This window comes from Niallia taxi (genome assembly GCF_032818155.1).
Taxonomy (GTDB): Bacteria; Bacillota; Bacilli; order Bacillales; family Cytobacillaceae; genus Niallia; species Niallia taxi_A.
Map to the genome: position 1 here is coordinate 3,463,251 of NZ_CP102589.1, position 16,552 is coordinate 3,479,802.

The 16,552-nt window shown below is 37.0% G+C and carries 15 protein-coding genes; 3 read left to right on the forward strand and 12 right to left on the reverse strand.

Going from position 1 to position 16,552, the window contains the following annotated elements; translation table 11 throughout:
- The first annotated feature begins 170 nt into the window (after nt 1-170).
- The 3 genes from NQZ71_RS17280 (at nt 171) to NQZ71_RS17290 (ending at nt 1,901) form a co-directional block, all read left to right on the forward strand.
- Nucleotides 171-554 carry a globin domain-containing protein gene (locus tag NQZ71_RS17280; RefSeq protein WP_127735859.1) on the forward strand — a complete coding sequence of 128 codons (384 nt, stop codon included), beginning with the start codon at nt 171-173 and terminating at the stop codon, nt 552-554.
- Between the two features lie 19 nt (nt 555-573).
- The gene (locus NQZ71_RS17285; RefSeq protein ID WP_317011048.1) at nt 574-1,449 is read left to right on the forward strand and encodes a ClpXP adapter SpxH family protein; all 876 of its coding nucleotides are present in this window, start codon (nt 574-576) and stop codon (nt 1,447-1,449) included.
- A gap of 275 nt (nt 1,450-1,724) precedes the next feature.
- Nucleotides 1,725-1,901, forward strand: a complete 177-nt coding sequence (locus tag NQZ71_RS17290; RefSeq protein WP_260053584.1) for a hypothetical protein — start codon at nt 1,725-1,727, stop codon at nt 1,899-1,901.
- Nucleotides 1,902-1,984: 83 nt separating this feature from the next.
- On the opposite strand, the gene pepF is transcribed toward NQZ71_RS17290, so the two are convergent.
- From pepF to NQZ71_RS17350, 12 genes are all read right to left on the reverse strand, one after another.
- Entirely contained in the window at nt 1,985-3,802 is a 1,818-nt protein-coding gene (pepF, locus tag NQZ71_RS17295) for an oligoendopeptidase F (RefSeq protein WP_317011049.1), read from the reverse strand.
- Between the two features lie 161 nt (nt 3,803-3,963).
- Nucleotides 3,964-5,160, reverse strand: a complete 1,197-nt coding sequence (locus tag NQZ71_RS17300; RefSeq protein ID WP_317011050.1) for a competence protein CoiA — start codon at nt 5,158-5,160, stop codon at nt 3,964-3,966.
- A gap of 11 nt (nt 5,161-5,171) precedes the next feature.
- Nucleotides 5,172-6,689, reverse strand: coding sequence for a cardiolipin synthase (gene cls, locus NQZ71_RS17305; RefSeq protein ID WP_144452032.1), 1,518 nt, complete (start codon nt 6,687-6,689; stop codon nt 5,172-5,174).
- Nucleotides 6,690-6,873: 184 nt separating this feature from the next.
- On the reverse strand, nt 6,874-7,533 hold the full coding sequence (mecA, locus tag NQZ71_RS17310; protein WP_260053581.1) for an adaptor protein MecA: 660 nt from the start codon (nt 7,531-7,533) through the stop codon (nt 6,874-6,876).
- A 424-nt stretch (nt 7,534-7,957) separates the two neighbouring features.
- On the reverse strand, nt 7,958-8,353 hold the full coding sequence (spxA, locus tag NQZ71_RS17315; RefSeq protein ID WP_127735876.1) for a transcriptional regulator SpxA: 396 nt from the start codon (nt 8,351-8,353) through the stop codon (nt 7,958-7,960).
- Nucleotides 8,354-8,854: 501 nt separating this feature from the next.
- Nucleotides 8,855-9,430 carry a GNAT family N-acetyltransferase gene (locus NQZ71_RS17320; protein ID WP_144452030.1) on the reverse strand — a complete coding sequence of 192 codons (576 nt, stop codon included), beginning with the start codon at nt 9,428-9,430 and terminating at the stop codon, nt 8,855-8,857.
- Nucleotides 9,431-9,457: 27 nt separating this feature from the next.
- Nucleotides 9,458-10,651 carry a putative glycoside hydrolase gene (locus NQZ71_RS17325; protein ID WP_144452516.1) on the reverse strand — a complete coding sequence of 398 codons (1,194 nt, stop codon included), beginning with the start codon at nt 10,649-10,651 and terminating at the stop codon, nt 9,458-9,460.
- A 132-nt stretch (nt 10,652-10,783) separates the two neighbouring features.
- Nucleotides 10,784-11,719 carry an ABC transporter ATP-binding protein gene (locus NQZ71_RS17330; RefSeq protein ID WP_144452029.1) on the reverse strand — a complete coding sequence of 312 codons (936 nt, stop codon included), beginning with the start codon at nt 11,717-11,719 and terminating at the stop codon, nt 10,784-10,786.
- Between the two features lies 1 nt (nt 11,720).
- Entirely contained in the window at nt 11,721-12,788 is a 1,068-nt protein-coding gene (locus tag NQZ71_RS17335) for an ABC transporter ATP-binding protein (RefSeq protein ID WP_144452028.1), read from the reverse strand.
- 12 nt (nt 12,789-12,800) lie between these two features.
- A complete protein-coding gene (locus NQZ71_RS17340) occupies nt 12,801-13,718 on the reverse strand; it encodes an ABC transporter permease (protein WP_127735890.1) in 918 nt (305 codons plus the stop codon).
- A 2-nt stretch (nt 13,719-13,720) separates the two neighbouring features.
- Entirely contained in the window at nt 13,721-14,656 is a 936-nt protein-coding gene (locus NQZ71_RS17345) for an ABC transporter permease (RefSeq protein WP_127735893.1), read from the reverse strand.
- A gap of 96 nt (nt 14,657-14,752) precedes the next feature.
- Nucleotides 14,753-16,369, reverse strand: coding sequence for a peptide ABC transporter substrate-binding protein (locus tag NQZ71_RS17350; RefSeq protein WP_275004420.1), 1,617 nt, complete (start codon nt 16,367-16,369; stop codon nt 14,753-14,755).
- Nucleotides 16,370-16,552: the final 183 nt, after the last annotated feature.

The window sequence follows — 16,552 nt, forward strand, 5'->3', positions numbered from 1 at the left end:
TATTTTTTATTGAAAAAATTTGTTCAAAATAAATTAAGGCATAAACTATGACAGTTGATAATAAAGTTTTACAAGCTATTTATTTGTACAATGAAAAAACCATTGGTAAAATAGCAATAGAATGATTTTTATATTAAATTTTCTTATCATCCAAAAAAGGAGTTTTAATTATGGTCAATAAAATGCCTACTCCATATGATGTTATTGGGGAAAAAACGCTTAGCCATCTTGTTGATGCTTTTTATGAGCGTGTTGGCAATCACCCCGAATTAGCTCCTATATTTCCAGATGACCTAACTGAAACTGCAAGAAAGCAAAAACAGTTTCTTACACAATATTTAGGAGGGCCATCTATATATACAGAAGAGCATGGCCATCCAATGCTTAGGGCAAGGCATCTGCCTTTTCCTATTACAGAAAGGCGTGCAAAAGCATGGCTTTCCTGCATGAGTGAAGCAATGGATGAAGTGGAGCTAGATGACTCCATTCGTGAAGGACTTTTTTCAAGACTTGCTTTGACCGCAAAACACATGATCAATTCGGAGGAAAACTGAGAATAAAAGGTGATTAAACATGACTGAAAAAGATTTGTCTACATCCAACCCGATAACAGCCGAAGACAATTGCCCTGATAGCAAACCCCTTGAAATATACATGTTTGTCGATCCCTTATGTCCTGAGTGTTGGGCTTTAGAACCAATCATCAAAAAGCTCCAGATCGAATATGGCCAGTATTTTTCCTTAAAGCATGTTTTAAGCGGCAGATTAGCAACATTAAACATGAATAAAAAAACGAAGTACGAAAATATTGCCGAGCTTTGGGAAAAAACTGCTAGCAGAACTGGCATGTCATGCGATGGATCTCTTTGGTACGAAAATCCAATTGTTTCACCGTATTTAGCTTCCATTGCTTTAAAGGCAGCAGAATTACAAGGACGTAAATGCGGCATACGTTTTTTAAGAAAACTGCAAGAAATGCTTTTTCTCGAGAAACAGAATATTGCAACATTTGATGTGCTAAAAACCTGTGCTGCAAGTGTCGGTCTCGATGTGGTCGAATTTGTCGCAGACATTCATTCAGCAAGTGCAGCTAAAGCCTTCCAATGTGATATGAAAATCACTTCCGAGATGGAAGTGTCGGAAATTCCGACATTGGTTTTCTTTAATGAAAACATAGAAGAAGAAGGAATTAAAGTTACCGGCTACTATTCTTATGAAGTATACGTCCAAATCATTGAAGAAATGTTGCAGATTGTTCCAGAAAAGGCAGATCCACCTCCATTGGAGTCTTTCTTAAAATGCTTTAACCTTGTGGCATCAAAAGAGCTTTCCGTCGTTTATAATAAGTCAATACAAGAGATGGAAAGGGAAATGAAGAAGCTGCAGCTTAAACAGCTTGTTGAACAAATTCCTGCAAAGTATGGAATGTTTTGGAAGTATATTGGCTAGAAGTTAAAAATAAAAAAAATGACATAAAAAAAGGGCTTGCTGTCTCAAGGCAAGGCCTTTTTTTATTAACAAAGGGGATGGGAGAAATTTTCACGGTCAAACAAAGGGGTATAAGTTTGTTTGTGATTAATTTCACAACACAATAATAACATATTATTAATACTACTATCAAGAAGTTTGTACATAAGTTCACAAAATAGACAAACTTTCATAACTTACTGTTCGTGCACATACATTATGGACAGGAACGCTTTTACAGAAAGGAGATAAATACCATGAAGGCAATTATACCTATCTCACTGCTTCTTTGTATTCTGGTTGCTTTCTTTTTGAATATCCTTGGGCTTATGCGTATCTTTCCTATATATATAAGCTCTCCGCTTCTTTTTCTTGCGCTATTCCTCTTTTTATCCTTTTTGAACAACCGAAAGAAGTTTAAAGGTTTCCATTAGTATTATCACAGAAAATAACCCGTAAATGTTAGAATGGTTGCTAACATTTACGGGGCAGCTCAATATTGTCGCAGGTTTTTTTATTAGGAAAGCAAGCTTTCCATTTCATTCAGCTTTTGTTCAAATACTTTGCATGCTTCTCTAATTGGATCCTTGCTTGTCATGTCTACTCCAGCTTTTTTCAATACTTCGATTGGATAGTCAGAGCTTCCTGCTTTCAGGAAGTCCAAATAGCGGTCAACAGCTGGCTTCCCTTCTTCAAGAATTTGACTGCTTAAAGCTGTTGCTGCACTAAAGCCTGTAGCGTATTGATATACATAATAATCATAATAAAAATGAGGAATTCTTGACCACTCTAAACCTATTTCCTCATCAATAATGATGTCTTCCTCTCCAAAATACTTTTGGTTTAGCTTATAGTATTCAGCTGTAAATAAATCAGCAGTCAGCGCTTCATTGTTTTGCGCCTTTTCATGAATAAGGTGTTCGAATTCTGCGAACATTGTTTGGCGGAAAACAGTGCCTCTAAAGCCCTCTAAGTAATGGTTCAATAAATATAGACGCTTCTGTTCATCTGTAATGCTTTTTAACATATAGTCGTTCAGCAATGCCTCATTACATGTAGATGCAACCTCGGCGACAAATATCGAATAATCTCCATAAGCGTATGGCTGTGATTTTCGTGTGTAATAACTGTGTACAGAATGCCCAAACTCATGTGCTAATGTAAACAAATTATTCACATTATCCTGCCAATTCATTAATATATATGGATTTGTTCCATATGCTCCAGATGAATATGCACCGCTTCGTTTTCCTTTATTCTCGTGAACATCCACCCAGCGATTTTCAAAGCCTTCCTTCAAAATGGACGAATACTCTTCTCCTAGTGGAGCAAGCCCTTTAAGAATTAGGTTCTTCGCCTCTTCATAACTGATTTCCATTTTTACATCCTTAACAAGAGGAGTATATAAATCGTACATATGAAGCTTTTCAAGGCCTAGGACTTTTTTGCGCAGCTTTACATAGCGGTGCAGCAATGGTAAATACTCGTTGACTGTTTCCACGAGGTTTTCATATACCTGCTCTGGAATATTATTTGCAGCTAGGGCAGCATGGCGCGCTGATTTATAGTTACGTACTTTTGCATTAAAAGTATGATTCTTTACTGTACCAGATAAAGTTGAAGAGAACGTGTTCTTAAATTTCCCATACGTATCATACACTGCTTTAAACGCATCATGACGTACTCGTTGGTCAGCACTTTCTAAAAAGCGGGAATAGCGGCCATGCGTTACCTCCACTTCCTCCCCATTCTCATCTTTAATGCTTGGGAATTCAATATCTGCATTATTAAGCATACCAAATGTATTGCTTGAAGCATTCAATACCTCTGAAGCCTGTGCAAGAAGCGCTTCCTGATCTGCAGTAAGTACATGCGGGCGCTGCAGGTTAATTTCTTCTAATGTTTGCTCATATAATTTCAGCTCTTCCTTCTCATTAAGAAACCCTTGGATTACTGCTTCATCAATGGAAAGAAGCTCTGGAACGATATATGCCAGCGCACTTCCAGCTTGTGCATATAGATTTTTAATGCGACCATCAAGCCCTTGATAAAAACCATTTGTCGTGTCTTGATCATAGCGCATATGTGCATATGTATATAATTTTCCTAAACGGCTTAAAAGGGTATCCTGGTATTGAAGTGCTTCATATAAAACATCTGCACTTTCAGATAGCTTTCCTTGATAGTCAGCAGCCTTCTCAGACAGTGTTTTAACCTCTTCATACTCCTTATTCCAATCATCATCTGATGGGAAGATATCTTCAAGCCTCCAAGTGTCATCCACTTGAACTTCATTACGTAAAGGCAGTTTTTTTACAGCTGATTCATTTGACATATAAATCCTCCAATCTTTCATTCGGATTTCGAAAATAATTCCTATCCGATATTTTCTATCTATTATAACTAAATTCCTGCTCCAAATTAAACTTTTGTGCTTTGCTACGCTTATCATATGTATCTTTTACCGATTTCATTATTCTATTTTCTTCCCTAACATTAAAGCCAACCGCCTTTTTGCATCCTTTTAAAAAACATATCCTCCTCTGTTACAATATTGTTTTTTGAAAGATAAGCATCCTCAACCTTTTTATAAAAATGCGGGCGAACTTCTTCAATTTCCTTACATTTTAAAAGTACATTTATATAATTGTTAACTGCATCTCGATAATCTCCTATAATACTTGGAAGACTTCTAACTTGAACTTCCCGTCTTTTTATTCTTTCAAGGAAGGCTCTGTGAATTTTGTGCAAGGAAATAATCTTTCCTTGCATTAAAAAACTGTCCATGTACAAATAAGACTGCCAAATTAACGGAGATGTTGCTAATCGGATTCCTTCTTTTAGCGGTATTCCTATAAATGGAGGAAGAAAATGCGGGTGCAGACCATACTGATACAGTTCTCGTAAAAAGCGGTCATTCTCCTTTGTAGGGTAATGAAGCTGTTGATTCTTTTGATTGCGTATAAAGCTTTTCCAAATACTATAAGGGAAATTATCGTAAAAGCTATCTCTATTTCCATCGAGTGTCACAGTATCCAATGGAAGCTTACTAATGGAGGTAAAGATATTTTCTTTTGATATGGGGATAATTGTATGAAGAAAATGGAAGGCTTGTTCCTTTGGGCAATACGTGGGAATTATATAGTTATCTTTATATTTAGTAAGGAAGGAGGCTTGAAAAGCAGATAGACGGCTTAATCCTTTGCGCAGCTTTATATGTTTATGACCGAGGATCCAAACTGGCTTGTAGTTTGCTTTTTTATATTGCTGTGTGCGTTTAATTATCGAGGCAATAGGAATGGAGGAGCATTGGAATTCAAGGACAATATATGTATTTTGCCAGATGAAGCCTATGTCGGCTCTTTGCTTAATGGCAGGAAAGTACGGCTCCAGCTCTGGATTCATGCCTAGATTCTTTAGTCGCTCATAAAGCTGCAGCTTGCCTTGCAAATGATAGCTAGATTCTGATTCACTGCTGCTTTCACAATAGTTGTCCTTTTGGTGAGCAAAATGGGGCAGTCTCTTTTCACCTCTTTTTAAAATCACACTATTGCCACACGCTGGACAATAGCATTTGGATTGCTGTTCAGCCAGCATTTGGTTTGCTTTTAAGTCTGATGCATGCACCATCATTCCATTTTCATTTAATGCCGTAAACAATGTTAAATCACTCCTCTTTGAAGTATATCTCAAGGCTTCCCTCCTTATAAAAGCGGGGAAAGAAGCCTTGAGGTAGATTCTAAAATTCGGTACCCAACATGCCTTTTATTAAAAGTCTCGATATCAAGCTCTACAGAATCTTTCAAATCCTTTAAATAAATGCTTGCCAGCTTTTTCGTACTTTTTGTTTTATATAAAAAGGCGCTTACTTCAAAGTTTAAGTGGAAGCTGCGCATGTCCATATTACATGTCCCTATTGAAGCTATTTCGCTGTCCACAATTAATAGCTTGCTGTGCATAAAGCCTTTTTCATATTCGTATATACGGACTCCGGCATCCATCAAATCTGGAAAATACGATCTGGACGCATGAAATACAATTCTTTTATCTGGTTTATTAGGGACGAGAATCCGCACATCTATGCCGCTTAAGGAAGCAATTTTGATTGCTGAAAGGATATCCTCATCGGGAATGAAATAAGGGCTGGCAATCCAGATGGATTTAGTAGCAGATGTCATCATCGAGAAAAAAATGCTTTTTATTACACTCCATTCATTATCAGGACCGCCTGCAATTAACTGCACCCCTCCATGACTGTTATCCTCAGCAATAGGAGTAAGATAATCAGCCGTTAAAAAGCTGCTGTTTGTCATATAATACCAATCCTGCAAAAATATCAGCTGCAGAGAACGAACAGCTTCTCCCTTTACCATAAGATGCGTATCCCGCCAAAAGCCAATCGATGGATTTTTCCCCAAATATTCATCTCCGATATTTAGCCCCCCAACAAACCCAATATTTCCATCAATCACAATAATCTTCCGATGATTACGGAAATTAAATTTGCTGTTTAACACAGGGACTCTCACTGGTCCAAATGCGACAATTTCAATGCCAGCTTGCCTCATTTCATGGATGTACCGCTTGGAAAGCTGCCATGATCCAACTGCATCATACAAAAACCTTACTTTCACACCTTGCTGTGCCTTTTCAATCAGTACATCCTTAATTTGCTGTCCAATATCATCATGTCTGACTATGTAATATTCAAGATGAATATGATGCTTTGCCTTTTTTAGCGCTGTTAAAATGCAGGAAAATGTCTCATTTCCATTTGTCAGGATTGTGGAAGATGTACCAAATGAAATCGGACTGTTCCCAATTTTTTCTGCTAAACGGAATAAATTCTGCTGATGTATGTCCATTTCCTGTAGCCGTTCTTCTGTTCTAAAACCGATTTCTTTTTCAATTCGCAAGTATGCCTGTTTATCAAGAAAGTACTTCTTTCGGTATATTCGTTCTTTTCGATAGTTCCGTCCAAATAATAAATAAAAGATAAATCCGACCACAGGAAAGCTTCCTAGAACAACTAACCATGTCAATGTTTGAGTAGGATGTCTGTTTTCAAAAAAGATGACAAATCCTATAAAAATAACACAGAGACTGATTATTAAACTAAGCTGTCCAAAGATTCCGCCTTTTATTGTGATGAAAAAATTAAAAACGTACACAAACAGTCCTGCTGCTCCTAAAAAAACACCAAGTCTTGCTGTATGGTTCATGGTAACACCTGCCATCATTGCAATTATGTAGACTCATCATATGCTCGAAAAACAAAGAGCCTGTTCGCCTGTAAGGTGAAATCCACCATTACAACTTCTACTATATAGATGATATCCATGAACTATATATAGACTTTATAATGTGAATTCCTTGCCCTACATTTGAACAAGCTCTTATTTTTTTTTAATGAAAGTATTTTCGTAACTCCATAAATACTTCATCTTCTATAATTACCTTACCATATTCTTCAATAACATGTATCGTTGTTTGAGTTTCTTGTCCATACTCAAGGAGAATACTTAATGCATTGTCGATTTCATCTTCATCTGTCTCTTCATCAAGAAACTGTACATACAAAAAGTATTGATTCTTGTAATTGTAAAGCTTCGTATCAATTCCTTCTAACCCATGAAGTTTGCTTAATGAAATTAAGTCTTCAAAGTCTTTGAAGCCAATTAGAAACTCTAGATTATCTCCAAAATCGTCTTCTCCATCTTTCACAGTAAAGTGTTGATCCATTAAATCCTCGAATCTTTCATCCAAAGGCAAATCCTTCAGCTTGTCTTCCGGAATAGATATTTCGAATTTCTGGCCATCCTTTGAAAGCTGGGCTCTTGTGACAAGAATTTCAAGTCCCTTATCCAAGGCTTGAACTTGAATCCATAATGGACCATCTAGAATAAAATCTTCTTCTTGATGAACTTCATCCATCATTTCCCAAAAAAGTTCTTCGCTTCTTTCCCGGTTATACCAGATTTCCTCTCGCTTAAAGCCGCGTTCCTCTATATCAATATACGAAATATAAAACTTAACTGTATGATCATTAATACGTTCAATTTCCATTCTGCAACACTCCCTTCAAGCTATAATGGAAGGGACTAAACCCCCATACAGATATTCGTTTTATTCCAATTTTCACTTTAGAATAGAAGGCCAAATGCTATTGTACCTTGTACTTTATATTTTATGATAAAACCTCTTTAAATGGAATTAAAATATCCTGAAATCAGCAAAAACCAATATATGCCTAAGTTTTCGGTTTATTTGCTCGAAAATTATGGAGTTTCTTTTTATTAGCGTATTCACTTTAAGCTATATTTAGTAGTATTACCTCAGGAAATTATTTTCAAACCATTTTCTGTCTGAAAGGCTTGTCTTATAATTAAACCTTCACAATATAGGAAAAAAGGTCTGACTATACTGCCGAGCATAACGCTGGGCAGCTTTTTAGCCAGACCTATATATTATCATTTATCATTTAAGTAAGTTAATTTACTAAACGCTGTGCTTCACGCAATTGGAAAGTTCTAACTTTCCTTGGAAGGAAGCGGCGTATTTCATCTTCATTATAACCAACCTGAAGCCTTTTTTCGTCCAGTATAATAGGACGACGCAATAATCCTGGATTATCCTTAATTAACTCGAATAAGTTTTGTAAAGGCATTGTTTCAAGATTAACGTTCAGCTTTTGGAATGTTTTGCTTCTTGTAGAAATAATCTCATCTGTACCGTCTTCTGTCATACGAAGAATTTCTTTAATTTCATCGATGGACAACGGTTCTGAGAATATATTTCTTTCTTTATATGCAATTTCATGTTCCTCTAACCATGCTTTTGCTTTTCTGCAGGATGTACAACTTGGTGAAGTGTATAATGTTACCATTTTACAAATTCACACTCCCTTTATTTAGACATGTATTTAGACTACTAGTTAATTCAAAAATAAATACTTGAGTATGTTATATTCTTAAATTGTAATTAATTTAATCAAGTAATTTATATTAATTATTATACACCAATTACAAGTAATTTGGTATAGTTTTTTTTAATATGATTTGTTGAGCTTTTTTTAGTGTTGCTTATATTTACTGGTATGCCGCCATAACGGTGTTTGTGTCCGTTAACCACCTGCCCTTTTCCCTTATTTCTTAGAAAACACTCAAGAAATTCAGGCTATTTAAATTGCTTACTATTATAGACGATTGAGATGCAAAAAGGTTTCATTTTTTTATGGCGCTTTTTGATTTCCTTATTTATTCTTATTAGTAACACTTATACCCGTTTGTCCCACATTCTTAAACCTATTATCTATTCTCAATTAAGAATTACCTATTGAAAATAAGATAGAAACATACATACGGTTCCCATAAGTTTTCAAATATAGTCAAATTTCGTCAAATATATCTTTTCTGTTTTTTGTTTCATCAAATTGGACTGCCTGTTCAACTGGTTCATATGACTTTCCATAAAAATGTTTGTCCCGATACGTATGAATTTTTTCATATGTCCGAACCAGTGCTTCATATACTAGCTCTTCCGAGTCATTACTTGGAGACCAAAATAATATTTCCATAACATTAACCTCATCTGTGGCTAATGATCTTCTTTTGTAGCCGATTGTTTTCGCGTGTTGAAAGCCCTCGCGCTGATAAAATTTCAAACGTTTTTTTGTATCTGTGTCTGTATAGTTCACCGGCTCTACTTCGAGTATAATCGGCTTCCCCTTTTGCTTGAGTTTTTCTAAAAGCTTATGACCAAGTCCTTGTCCTCTTGATTCGCCTGAAACGAACAGATAATCAATAAAAATAAAATCATCTGCTTCTGCATACATAAGAACATGATGCTTTCCTTCATCCTTATGGTATATCTCTGGGAAATCCTCTAATAATGCTTCCATATGCTCCTGGGATTTCATCTCTTCGATTGGAAAATACTCATTTAGCTTTTCATACCAATGCATATTATTCTCTCCTATCATCATTGTTAATTACTTCATTTTGTAATTGACATTGTCTGTGTAATTGCAGCCTGCATTCCAGAGTAAAAATTCTCTAACTCCATTTGCATATAAAGCCTTTATTTGTGCTTCTACTTGCATCTTCCCGTAGGGCTGGTAGTTTCCCTTCCCTAAATAAGCTGCTGTAAAATCTTGAATCCATGGCCTTGATATTGGAGGATTTTTTAAACTTGTTAATTTCTTTTGCTCCAATTTCATATAGGCATTTACAAGACGATATGGCTCTAGATCAGGCTTACTGATTCCAAAATAACTGCCCCAATGACTTGGATAAATCATGCTTGAGATTACATCAACATTTTTACTGATTTCGGTGAAATTCTGACCAATGCCAGGAGCCTCTTCAAGCGTTGCTGTATAGCCGAAAATATCAACAGATACCTTCACATCATATGGCTCCAGCTTATCCTTTGCATATTTTACAAAGTCAGATACTGCTTTCACTCTTTTTTGTCCTTCACTTATTTTTAGTTTCCCATAATCACCTTTAGAATAACTTAAATTAGCGCCCTTTTTTTCAAAGCCCTCAGGAAAACGGACATAATCGAACTGAATCTCTTGAAAACCAAGCTTCGCTGCCTCAACCGCTGCTGCTATATTATAGTCCCATACTTCCTTAACAAATGGATTAATAAAGGCCTCTTTTCTTTCATTCCTCCATACCTCTCCTTTATTTCTAAAGGTCCATTCTGGCCTTTTATATGCCAAATGACTATCCTTAAAAACGACAATTCTCGCAATCGGATAAATCTGTTCCTTTTCAAGCTTTCTCAGCATTACTGGAATACTTTTTATCTTATTGGAACCCGCTGCAAAGAGTGGAGAGCCTTTTGCTGGCTTATAAACAAGCTTGCCGCTGTCTTCTTTAAAATCGATTACCATTGTATTTAAATCATTTTGTTTAAGGAATTTAATTAGTTCATTGAACCTGTTGCTGCCTGCAGCACTGCCGCTGACATAAATGCCTCTGACTGCATCAGGGTATGGAAAAGTCAGACCTGTATTAGCTGTTTTCGCTACTGCTGCTGGAAAGTCCTTCAGGAGCAATTCCGCTTTTCTTTTTGGCTGGTCGTTCACTGACTCAGCACTTGCTGTTTCTGATATATTTACAACTAATATGAAAGTACATAACATAATAAAAACGAATGAAGTGACATATCTCATCATTAATACCTCCACAAGGCTTTTTTTTATTATGTGCCTCATTGCGATGATTCATGGTTAGATGATATTGCCATTCCATACACAATTTTACGCAAAAAAAATAACGATCTCTTATCGAGAGATCGTTATGAGTTAACTTTTGTATTGCAGTTTATATTTATTATATTCTGCCTCCGAACAATAAACAAAATGTCCTGGCTTAATTTCACGCATTTTAAGCTCTTCGCCCTCTTTATACTGATGAACCGCAGGATCATAACCTGTTCTGACGCGAGTTCGCTCAGTTTCAGGATCTGGAAGTGGAATAGCGGACAGCAAGGATTGTGTATATGGATGAATTGGTGTATTGTATAGCTCATCAGCTGGAGCTAATTCTACCAGTTTACCAAAATACATAACACCAATACGGTCACTGATATATTTAACCATTGAAAGGTCATGGGCAATAAACAAGTATGTTAAGCCTTTTTCTTTCTGCAGCTTTTTCATCAAGTTTACTACTTGTGCTTGAATAGAAACGTCCAACGCAGAAATCGGCTCATCAGCAATGATGAAATCAGGATCAACTGCAAGTGCTCTTGCAATACCTATACGCTGTCTTTGTCCACCGGAAAATTCATGCGGATAGCGGTTTGCGTGCTCTTTATTTAGACCAACTGTATTAAGAAGCTCGTATACTTTCTCCATACGCTCTTTTTTAGTTTTTGCCAATCCATGAATATCGATTCCCTCTGCAATGATATCAGCTACTGTCATACGAGGGTTCAATGATGCATATGGATCTTGGAAAATCATTTGCATTTTACGGTTGAATTTCTTCAATTCTGCAGTTGATTTTTTACCATGAACATTTTCTCCATTAAATAGAACCTGTCCGTCTGTTGCTTCATATAGACGAATAATGGATCTGCCTGTCGTACTCTTACCACAACCAGATTCACCAACTAAACCTAATGTTTCTCCTTTATAAATGTCAAAGGATATACCATCTACAGCTTTTACTAAATTCGGTCTGCCGATATTGAAATGCTGTTTCAAGCCTTTTATTTCAAGTAATTTCTCAGTCATTTCACAAATCCCCCTTCACTAGTACTGGTTTATCAAAGTTAGTGGATAAAGGACGGATTTTTTCCTTCACAGATGCAGGTGGCTCAACAGCTGGAGCATCTGGATGAAGCAGCCAAGATTTCACGAAATGTGTTTCTGAAACCTGATATACAGGTGGTTCTTGCTCATAATCAATCGCAAGGGCATTCGGATTTCTCGGTGCAAACGCATCACCAACAGGAGGGTTAGTCAAATCAGGCGGTGTACCTGGAATGGCAGCCAATTCCGTTTCCCCATCATTATCCAAGCTTGGCATAGAAGCAAGTAAGCCCCATGTATATGGGTGTCTTGGGTCATAGAAAATTTCATCAACCGTACCCATCTCTACTATTTCACCAGCATACATAACTGCAACACGGTCAGCAACATTAGCAACAACGCCGAGATCATGTGTGATAAAGATAATACTTGTGTCCAATTTACTTTGTAATTCCTTCATCAAATCAAGGATTTGTGCTTGGATTGTTACGTCAAGTGCAGTTGTAGGCTCATCGGCAATCAGCAAGGAGGGCCTTGCAGCAAGTGCGATTGCGATCATTGCACGCTGTCTCATACCACCAGAAAATTCATGAGGATATTGGTTAACCCTTTTTTCCGGCATTGGAATTCCAACTAGCTTTAATAGTTCAATTGCTCTTTCTTTTGCCTTTTCTTTCGAAATTTCTTGGTGCTTTAAAATAACTTCCATGATTTGTGTTCCAATTCTCATTGTTGGGTTCAACGATGTCATTGGATCTTGGAAAATCATACTGATATCCTTACCACGGATAGCTTGCATTTCTTTTTCTGTTTTCTGAACAATATCTTGTCCCTTGAAAAGAATTTGTCCGCCTTTAATTTCACCAGGAGGCATAGGAATAAGCTTCATCAATGTTTGGGATGTTACACTTTTTCCTGATCCTGATTCTCCAACGATTGCTAATGTTTCTCCTTTATATAAGTCAAAAGAAACACCACGTACTGCTTGAACTTCTCCTCCATACGTATGGAATGAGACTTTTAAATCTTTTACTTCTAACAATTTTTCCATTTTGCTCACTCCTTACTTACGTAGTCTTGGATCTAGTGCATCACGTATTCCGTCGCCGATTACATTAAATGCAAAGATTGTTAAACAGATGAACATCGCTGGGAAGAATACACGCCATGGATAATAGCTCATCGCTGCAATTCCGTCATTGGCCATTGTTCCCCAGCTTGCCAAAGGAGGTGTTAAACCTAATCCTAAGTAGCTCAAGAATGCTTCTGTAAAGATAGCATTTGGAATAGTCAATGTTAATGTTACAAGAATAGGTCCCATAGCATTTGGAATTAAGTGTTTACCCATAATTCTTGACACGCTTGCACCTAATGTTCTTGAAGCTAAAATATACTCTTGATTTTTTAAAGAAAGTACTTGTCCACGAGTGATACGAGCCATGTTAATCCAGCCTGTGATACTCATTGCAAGGATCATTGTTCCTAATCCTTGACCAAGCACTACCATCAGAAGGATAACAAGTAGCAAGTATGGAATTCCGTATAAAACGTCCGCAATCCTCATCATTACTTCATCCACACGACCGCCTTTATAACCTGAGATACCTCCCCAGATTACTCCGATTACCAAGTCAATGATTGCTGCTGCAATCCCGATGAAAAGAGAGATTTTTGCACCGTACCAAATACGTGCGAACATATCACGACCAAGGTCATCTGTACCAAAATAATGCTCAGCACTTGGAGGCTGGTTAGCTTTCATTAAATCATTTTGACGATAATCATACTGTGTTAGGAATGGACCAACAAAGGCCATAAAAATTAATATAATTAACAGTACAAGTCCGAACATAGCAAGTTTGTTCTTTTTGAAACGCATAAAAACGTCTTTCCAGAATGACAGACTCGGTCTAGTAATCGTTTCTGCTTCAGCACTGCTGTTTCCGACAACTTTGAATTTATCTTTTGAAATTTGCTGCATGCTTATTCTCCTTTCTTCCCGCCGGTTAATTTAATGCGAGGATCGATTAGTCCATATAATATATCGACAAGAAGAACAGATACTAATAGGATAATACTATAGAAAACTGTTACACCCATAATTACAGTGTAATCACGGTTACTGATACTCTTGACGAAATGGGAGCCAAGTCCTGGAATACCGAAAATTTTCTCGATAACAAAGCTTCCTGTTACAATTCCTGCAGAAAGTGGACCCATGTAGGATACAACTGGAAGAATAGCATTGCGGATAGCATGTTTAACTGTAATCGTAAATTGGCTTAAGCCTTTCGCTTTTGCTGTCTTAATATAATCATTACTCAACACTTCAAGCATTGATGATCTTGTAAGTCTGGCAATAAACGCAGTTGGACCTGCTGCCAATGCAATGGCAGGCAACACGCTTTGTGAGAATGTTCCCCATCTAGCAACTGGGAACCAGCCTAATTTCATAGCGAAAATGTATTGTAAAAATGCGGCCATAATAAAGGAAGGAACGGATATTCCGAAAACTGCCACAATCATTGCTGTATAGTCCTGCCATTTGTTATGCTTCAATGCAGCAATTATACCCAGTAATACACCGACTGCCAATGCGATAAAGATTGCTTCCAAGCCCAAAACTAATGAAACTGGGAAACCTTCATTAATTAAGTCATTGACTGTTTGGCTCTTATATTTGAATGATGGGCCGAAATCCCATTGTACAATGCGTAGTAGATACTCCCCATATTGAGCATACCATGGGTCGTTTAATCCATAATGTTCATTTAAATTAGCTTCAATTGCTGGCGGCAGTTGTTTTTCTGATGTGAAAGGGTTACCTGGTGCCAACCTCATGAAGAAAAACGTTGCTGTTACGATTAGCAGTAAAGAAAGTAACATAAACAGCAAACGTCTTGTCAAGTACTTTATCATGATTTAAACCTCCAATATTTTCTAATCACCTCTAATTAGAAAGGAAGGTATATGAAGCAAAAGCTTCATATACCTTTTTACTTACAGCTTATTGCATTATTCGAAATGAGCCCATTTCAATTGAGCATCTCCAAGACCTGAAACAACTACATCTTTCAGGTTGTCTTTTTGAACCCAAACGTTTGTATAGAAGTAAATTGGTGCGATTGGAAGCTCATCCATTAGAATTGCTTCAGCATCTTTAAGCATTTGTTGACGTTTTGCTGTATCAGTCTCTTTTTGAGAGTCATTCAACAATTGCTTAAATTCTGCATTTTCCCAATTTGTATCATTGTTACCGCCATCTTTATCGCGGTAAAGTTCTAGGAAATTGATCGCATCATTGAAGTCACCTAACCAGCCCATACGTCCGATTTGGTAGTCGCCAGAGTGAAGTTTATCAATGTAAACAGCCCACTCTTCGTTTCCTAATGTTACGTCAATTCCAAGGTTTTTCTTCCACATATCTTGAACTGCTTGTGCAATTTTAGCATGTGCTTCATCTGTGTTGTAAGATAAAGTAATTGTTGGAAGCTCAGATACATCTTTATATCCTAGCTCTTCAAGACCTTTTTGAAGTTCTGCTTTTGCAGTTTCCACATCATTGTCTTTGAAGTAGCCTTTTTCATTTTCAGAGAACATTGTTGGAGGAACAGCTGCCATTGCTGGAATTTGTCCACCTTGTGTAATTTGGTCTACAATTGATTGACGATCAATTGCATATGTCAATGCTTTACGGATGTGTACGTTGTTCAATGGTTTAACTTCTGTATTGAACTTGTACCAGTAAGTACCAGCAGTTGCTTGAGTTTTCAATTCGCCGCTGTCTTTAAGTGCTTTAATAGCGTCTGTTGAAACTGTATCGAATGGAAGACCATTCCAATCTAACTCGTCATTTTCGTACATGCTGCGAGCAGTAGCAGCATCATCGATCATAGAGTATTCAACTGTTGCAAGCTTAACAGAGTCAGCATCCCAATAAGTGTCGTTTTTCTCTAGTTTAATGGATTCGCTGTGGTTCCATTCCGTCATTTTGAATGGTCCGTTTGAAACATAATCTTTACCAGAGTCTTTATACCAGTCTGGATTTTCTTGAGCAATTTTGCTGTTTACAGGGAAGTAAGTGTAAAAAGCAGTTAGTTGCGTGAAGTATGGAGTTGGGTTAACTAAAGTAACTTCAAGAGTTTTCTCGTCAACAGCTTTAACTCCTACATCATCAAGCTTGCCTTCACCAGTGTTAGCAGCTTCAGCACCTTTTACATAGTAAAGTTGGTAAGCATATTGTGATTGGTTATTTGGGTCAAGAGCCCATTTCCAAGCATATACAAAGTCTTCTGCAGTTACAGGGTCACCGTTTGACCAGTTAGCATCATCACGGATTTTAAAAGTGTAAGTCAATTGATCGTCAGAAACTGTGTAGCTTTCTGCCATAGCTTCTTCAGGCTCACCGTCTTTATCAATACGAGTTAATCCTTCGAATGTTTGAAGCAATACGTTACTTGATGTTGAATCATTCGCCAAACCTGGGTTTAGGGAGAATGGTTCTGATCTAATGTTAAGACGTAAATCTTGCGAAACCTCATCTTTGCTGCCGCTGTCGCCGTTGCCACAAGCTGCAAGGAATGCACTAAGTGCAAGTACTAATGAAAGAAGTACAAGCATTCTCTTTTTCATTGTTTTACCCCCTTATATATTTTGTCCACAAGTGGAGTTTCCAAAAATTATCTTTCCCATAAAAAACGTAAGAATACACAAACTCATATTTCCTAAATAGTCTGTCAATTTAAGTCTACTGATTCGCTATTCAGAAATAGTAAACCATCCTTTATGTAAACTTCTTCATTACTAAACAATTAG

Excerpts from the sequence above, each read along its gene's own strand:
- NQZ71_RS17340 (WP_127735890.1), bottom strand. The coding sequence starts at position 13,718 with ATGCAGCAAATTTCAAAAGATAAATTCAAAGTTGTCGGAAACAGCAGT.
- spxA (WP_127735876.1), bottom strand. The coding sequence starts at position 8,353 with ATGGTAACATTATACACTTCACCAAGTTGTACATCCTGCAGAAAAGCA.
- NQZ71_RS17320 (WP_144452030.1), bottom strand. The coding sequence starts at position 9,430 with ATGCATTGGTATGAAAAGCTAAATGAGTATTTTCCAATCGAAGAGATG.
- pepF (WP_317011049.1), bottom strand. The coding sequence starts at position 3,802 with ATGTCAAATGAATCAGCTGTAAAAAAACTGCCTTTACGTAATGAAGTT.
- NQZ71_RS17290 (WP_260053584.1), top strand. The coding sequence starts at position 1,725 with ATGAAGGCAATTATACCTATCTCACTGCTTCTTTGTATTCTGGTTGCT.
- mecA (WP_260053581.1), bottom strand. The coding sequence starts at position 7,533 with ATGGAAATTGAACGTATTAATGATCATACAGTTAAGTTTTATATTTCG.
- NQZ71_RS17285 (WP_317011048.1), top strand. The coding sequence starts at position 574 with ATGACTGAAAAAGATTTGTCTACATCCAACCCGATAACAGCCGAAGAC.
- NQZ71_RS17335 (WP_144452028.1), bottom strand. The coding sequence starts at position 12,788 with ATGGAAAAATTGTTAGAAGTAAAAGATTTAAAAGTCTCATTCCATACG.
- NQZ71_RS17350 (WP_275004420.1), bottom strand. The coding sequence starts at position 16,369 with ATGAAAAAGAGAATGCTTGTACTTCTTTCATTAGTACTTGCACTTAGT.
- NQZ71_RS17345 (WP_127735893.1), bottom strand. The coding sequence starts at position 14,656 with ATGATAAAGTACTTGACAAGACGTTTGCTGTTTATGTTACTTTCTTTA.
- cls (WP_144452032.1), bottom strand. The coding sequence starts at position 6,689 with ATGAACCATACAGCAAGACTTGGTGTTTTTTTAGGAGCAGCAGGACTG.
- NQZ71_RS17325 (WP_144452516.1), bottom strand. The coding sequence starts at position 10,651 with ATGAGATATGTCACTTCATTCGTTTTTATTATGTTATGTACTTTCATA.
- NQZ71_RS17280 (WP_127735859.1), top strand. The coding sequence starts at position 171 with ATGGTCAATAAAATGCCTACTCCATATGATGTTATTGGGGAAAAAACG.
- NQZ71_RS17330 (WP_144452029.1), bottom strand. The coding sequence starts at position 11,719 with ATGACTGAGAAATTACTTGAAATAAAAGGCTTGAAACAGCATTTCAAT.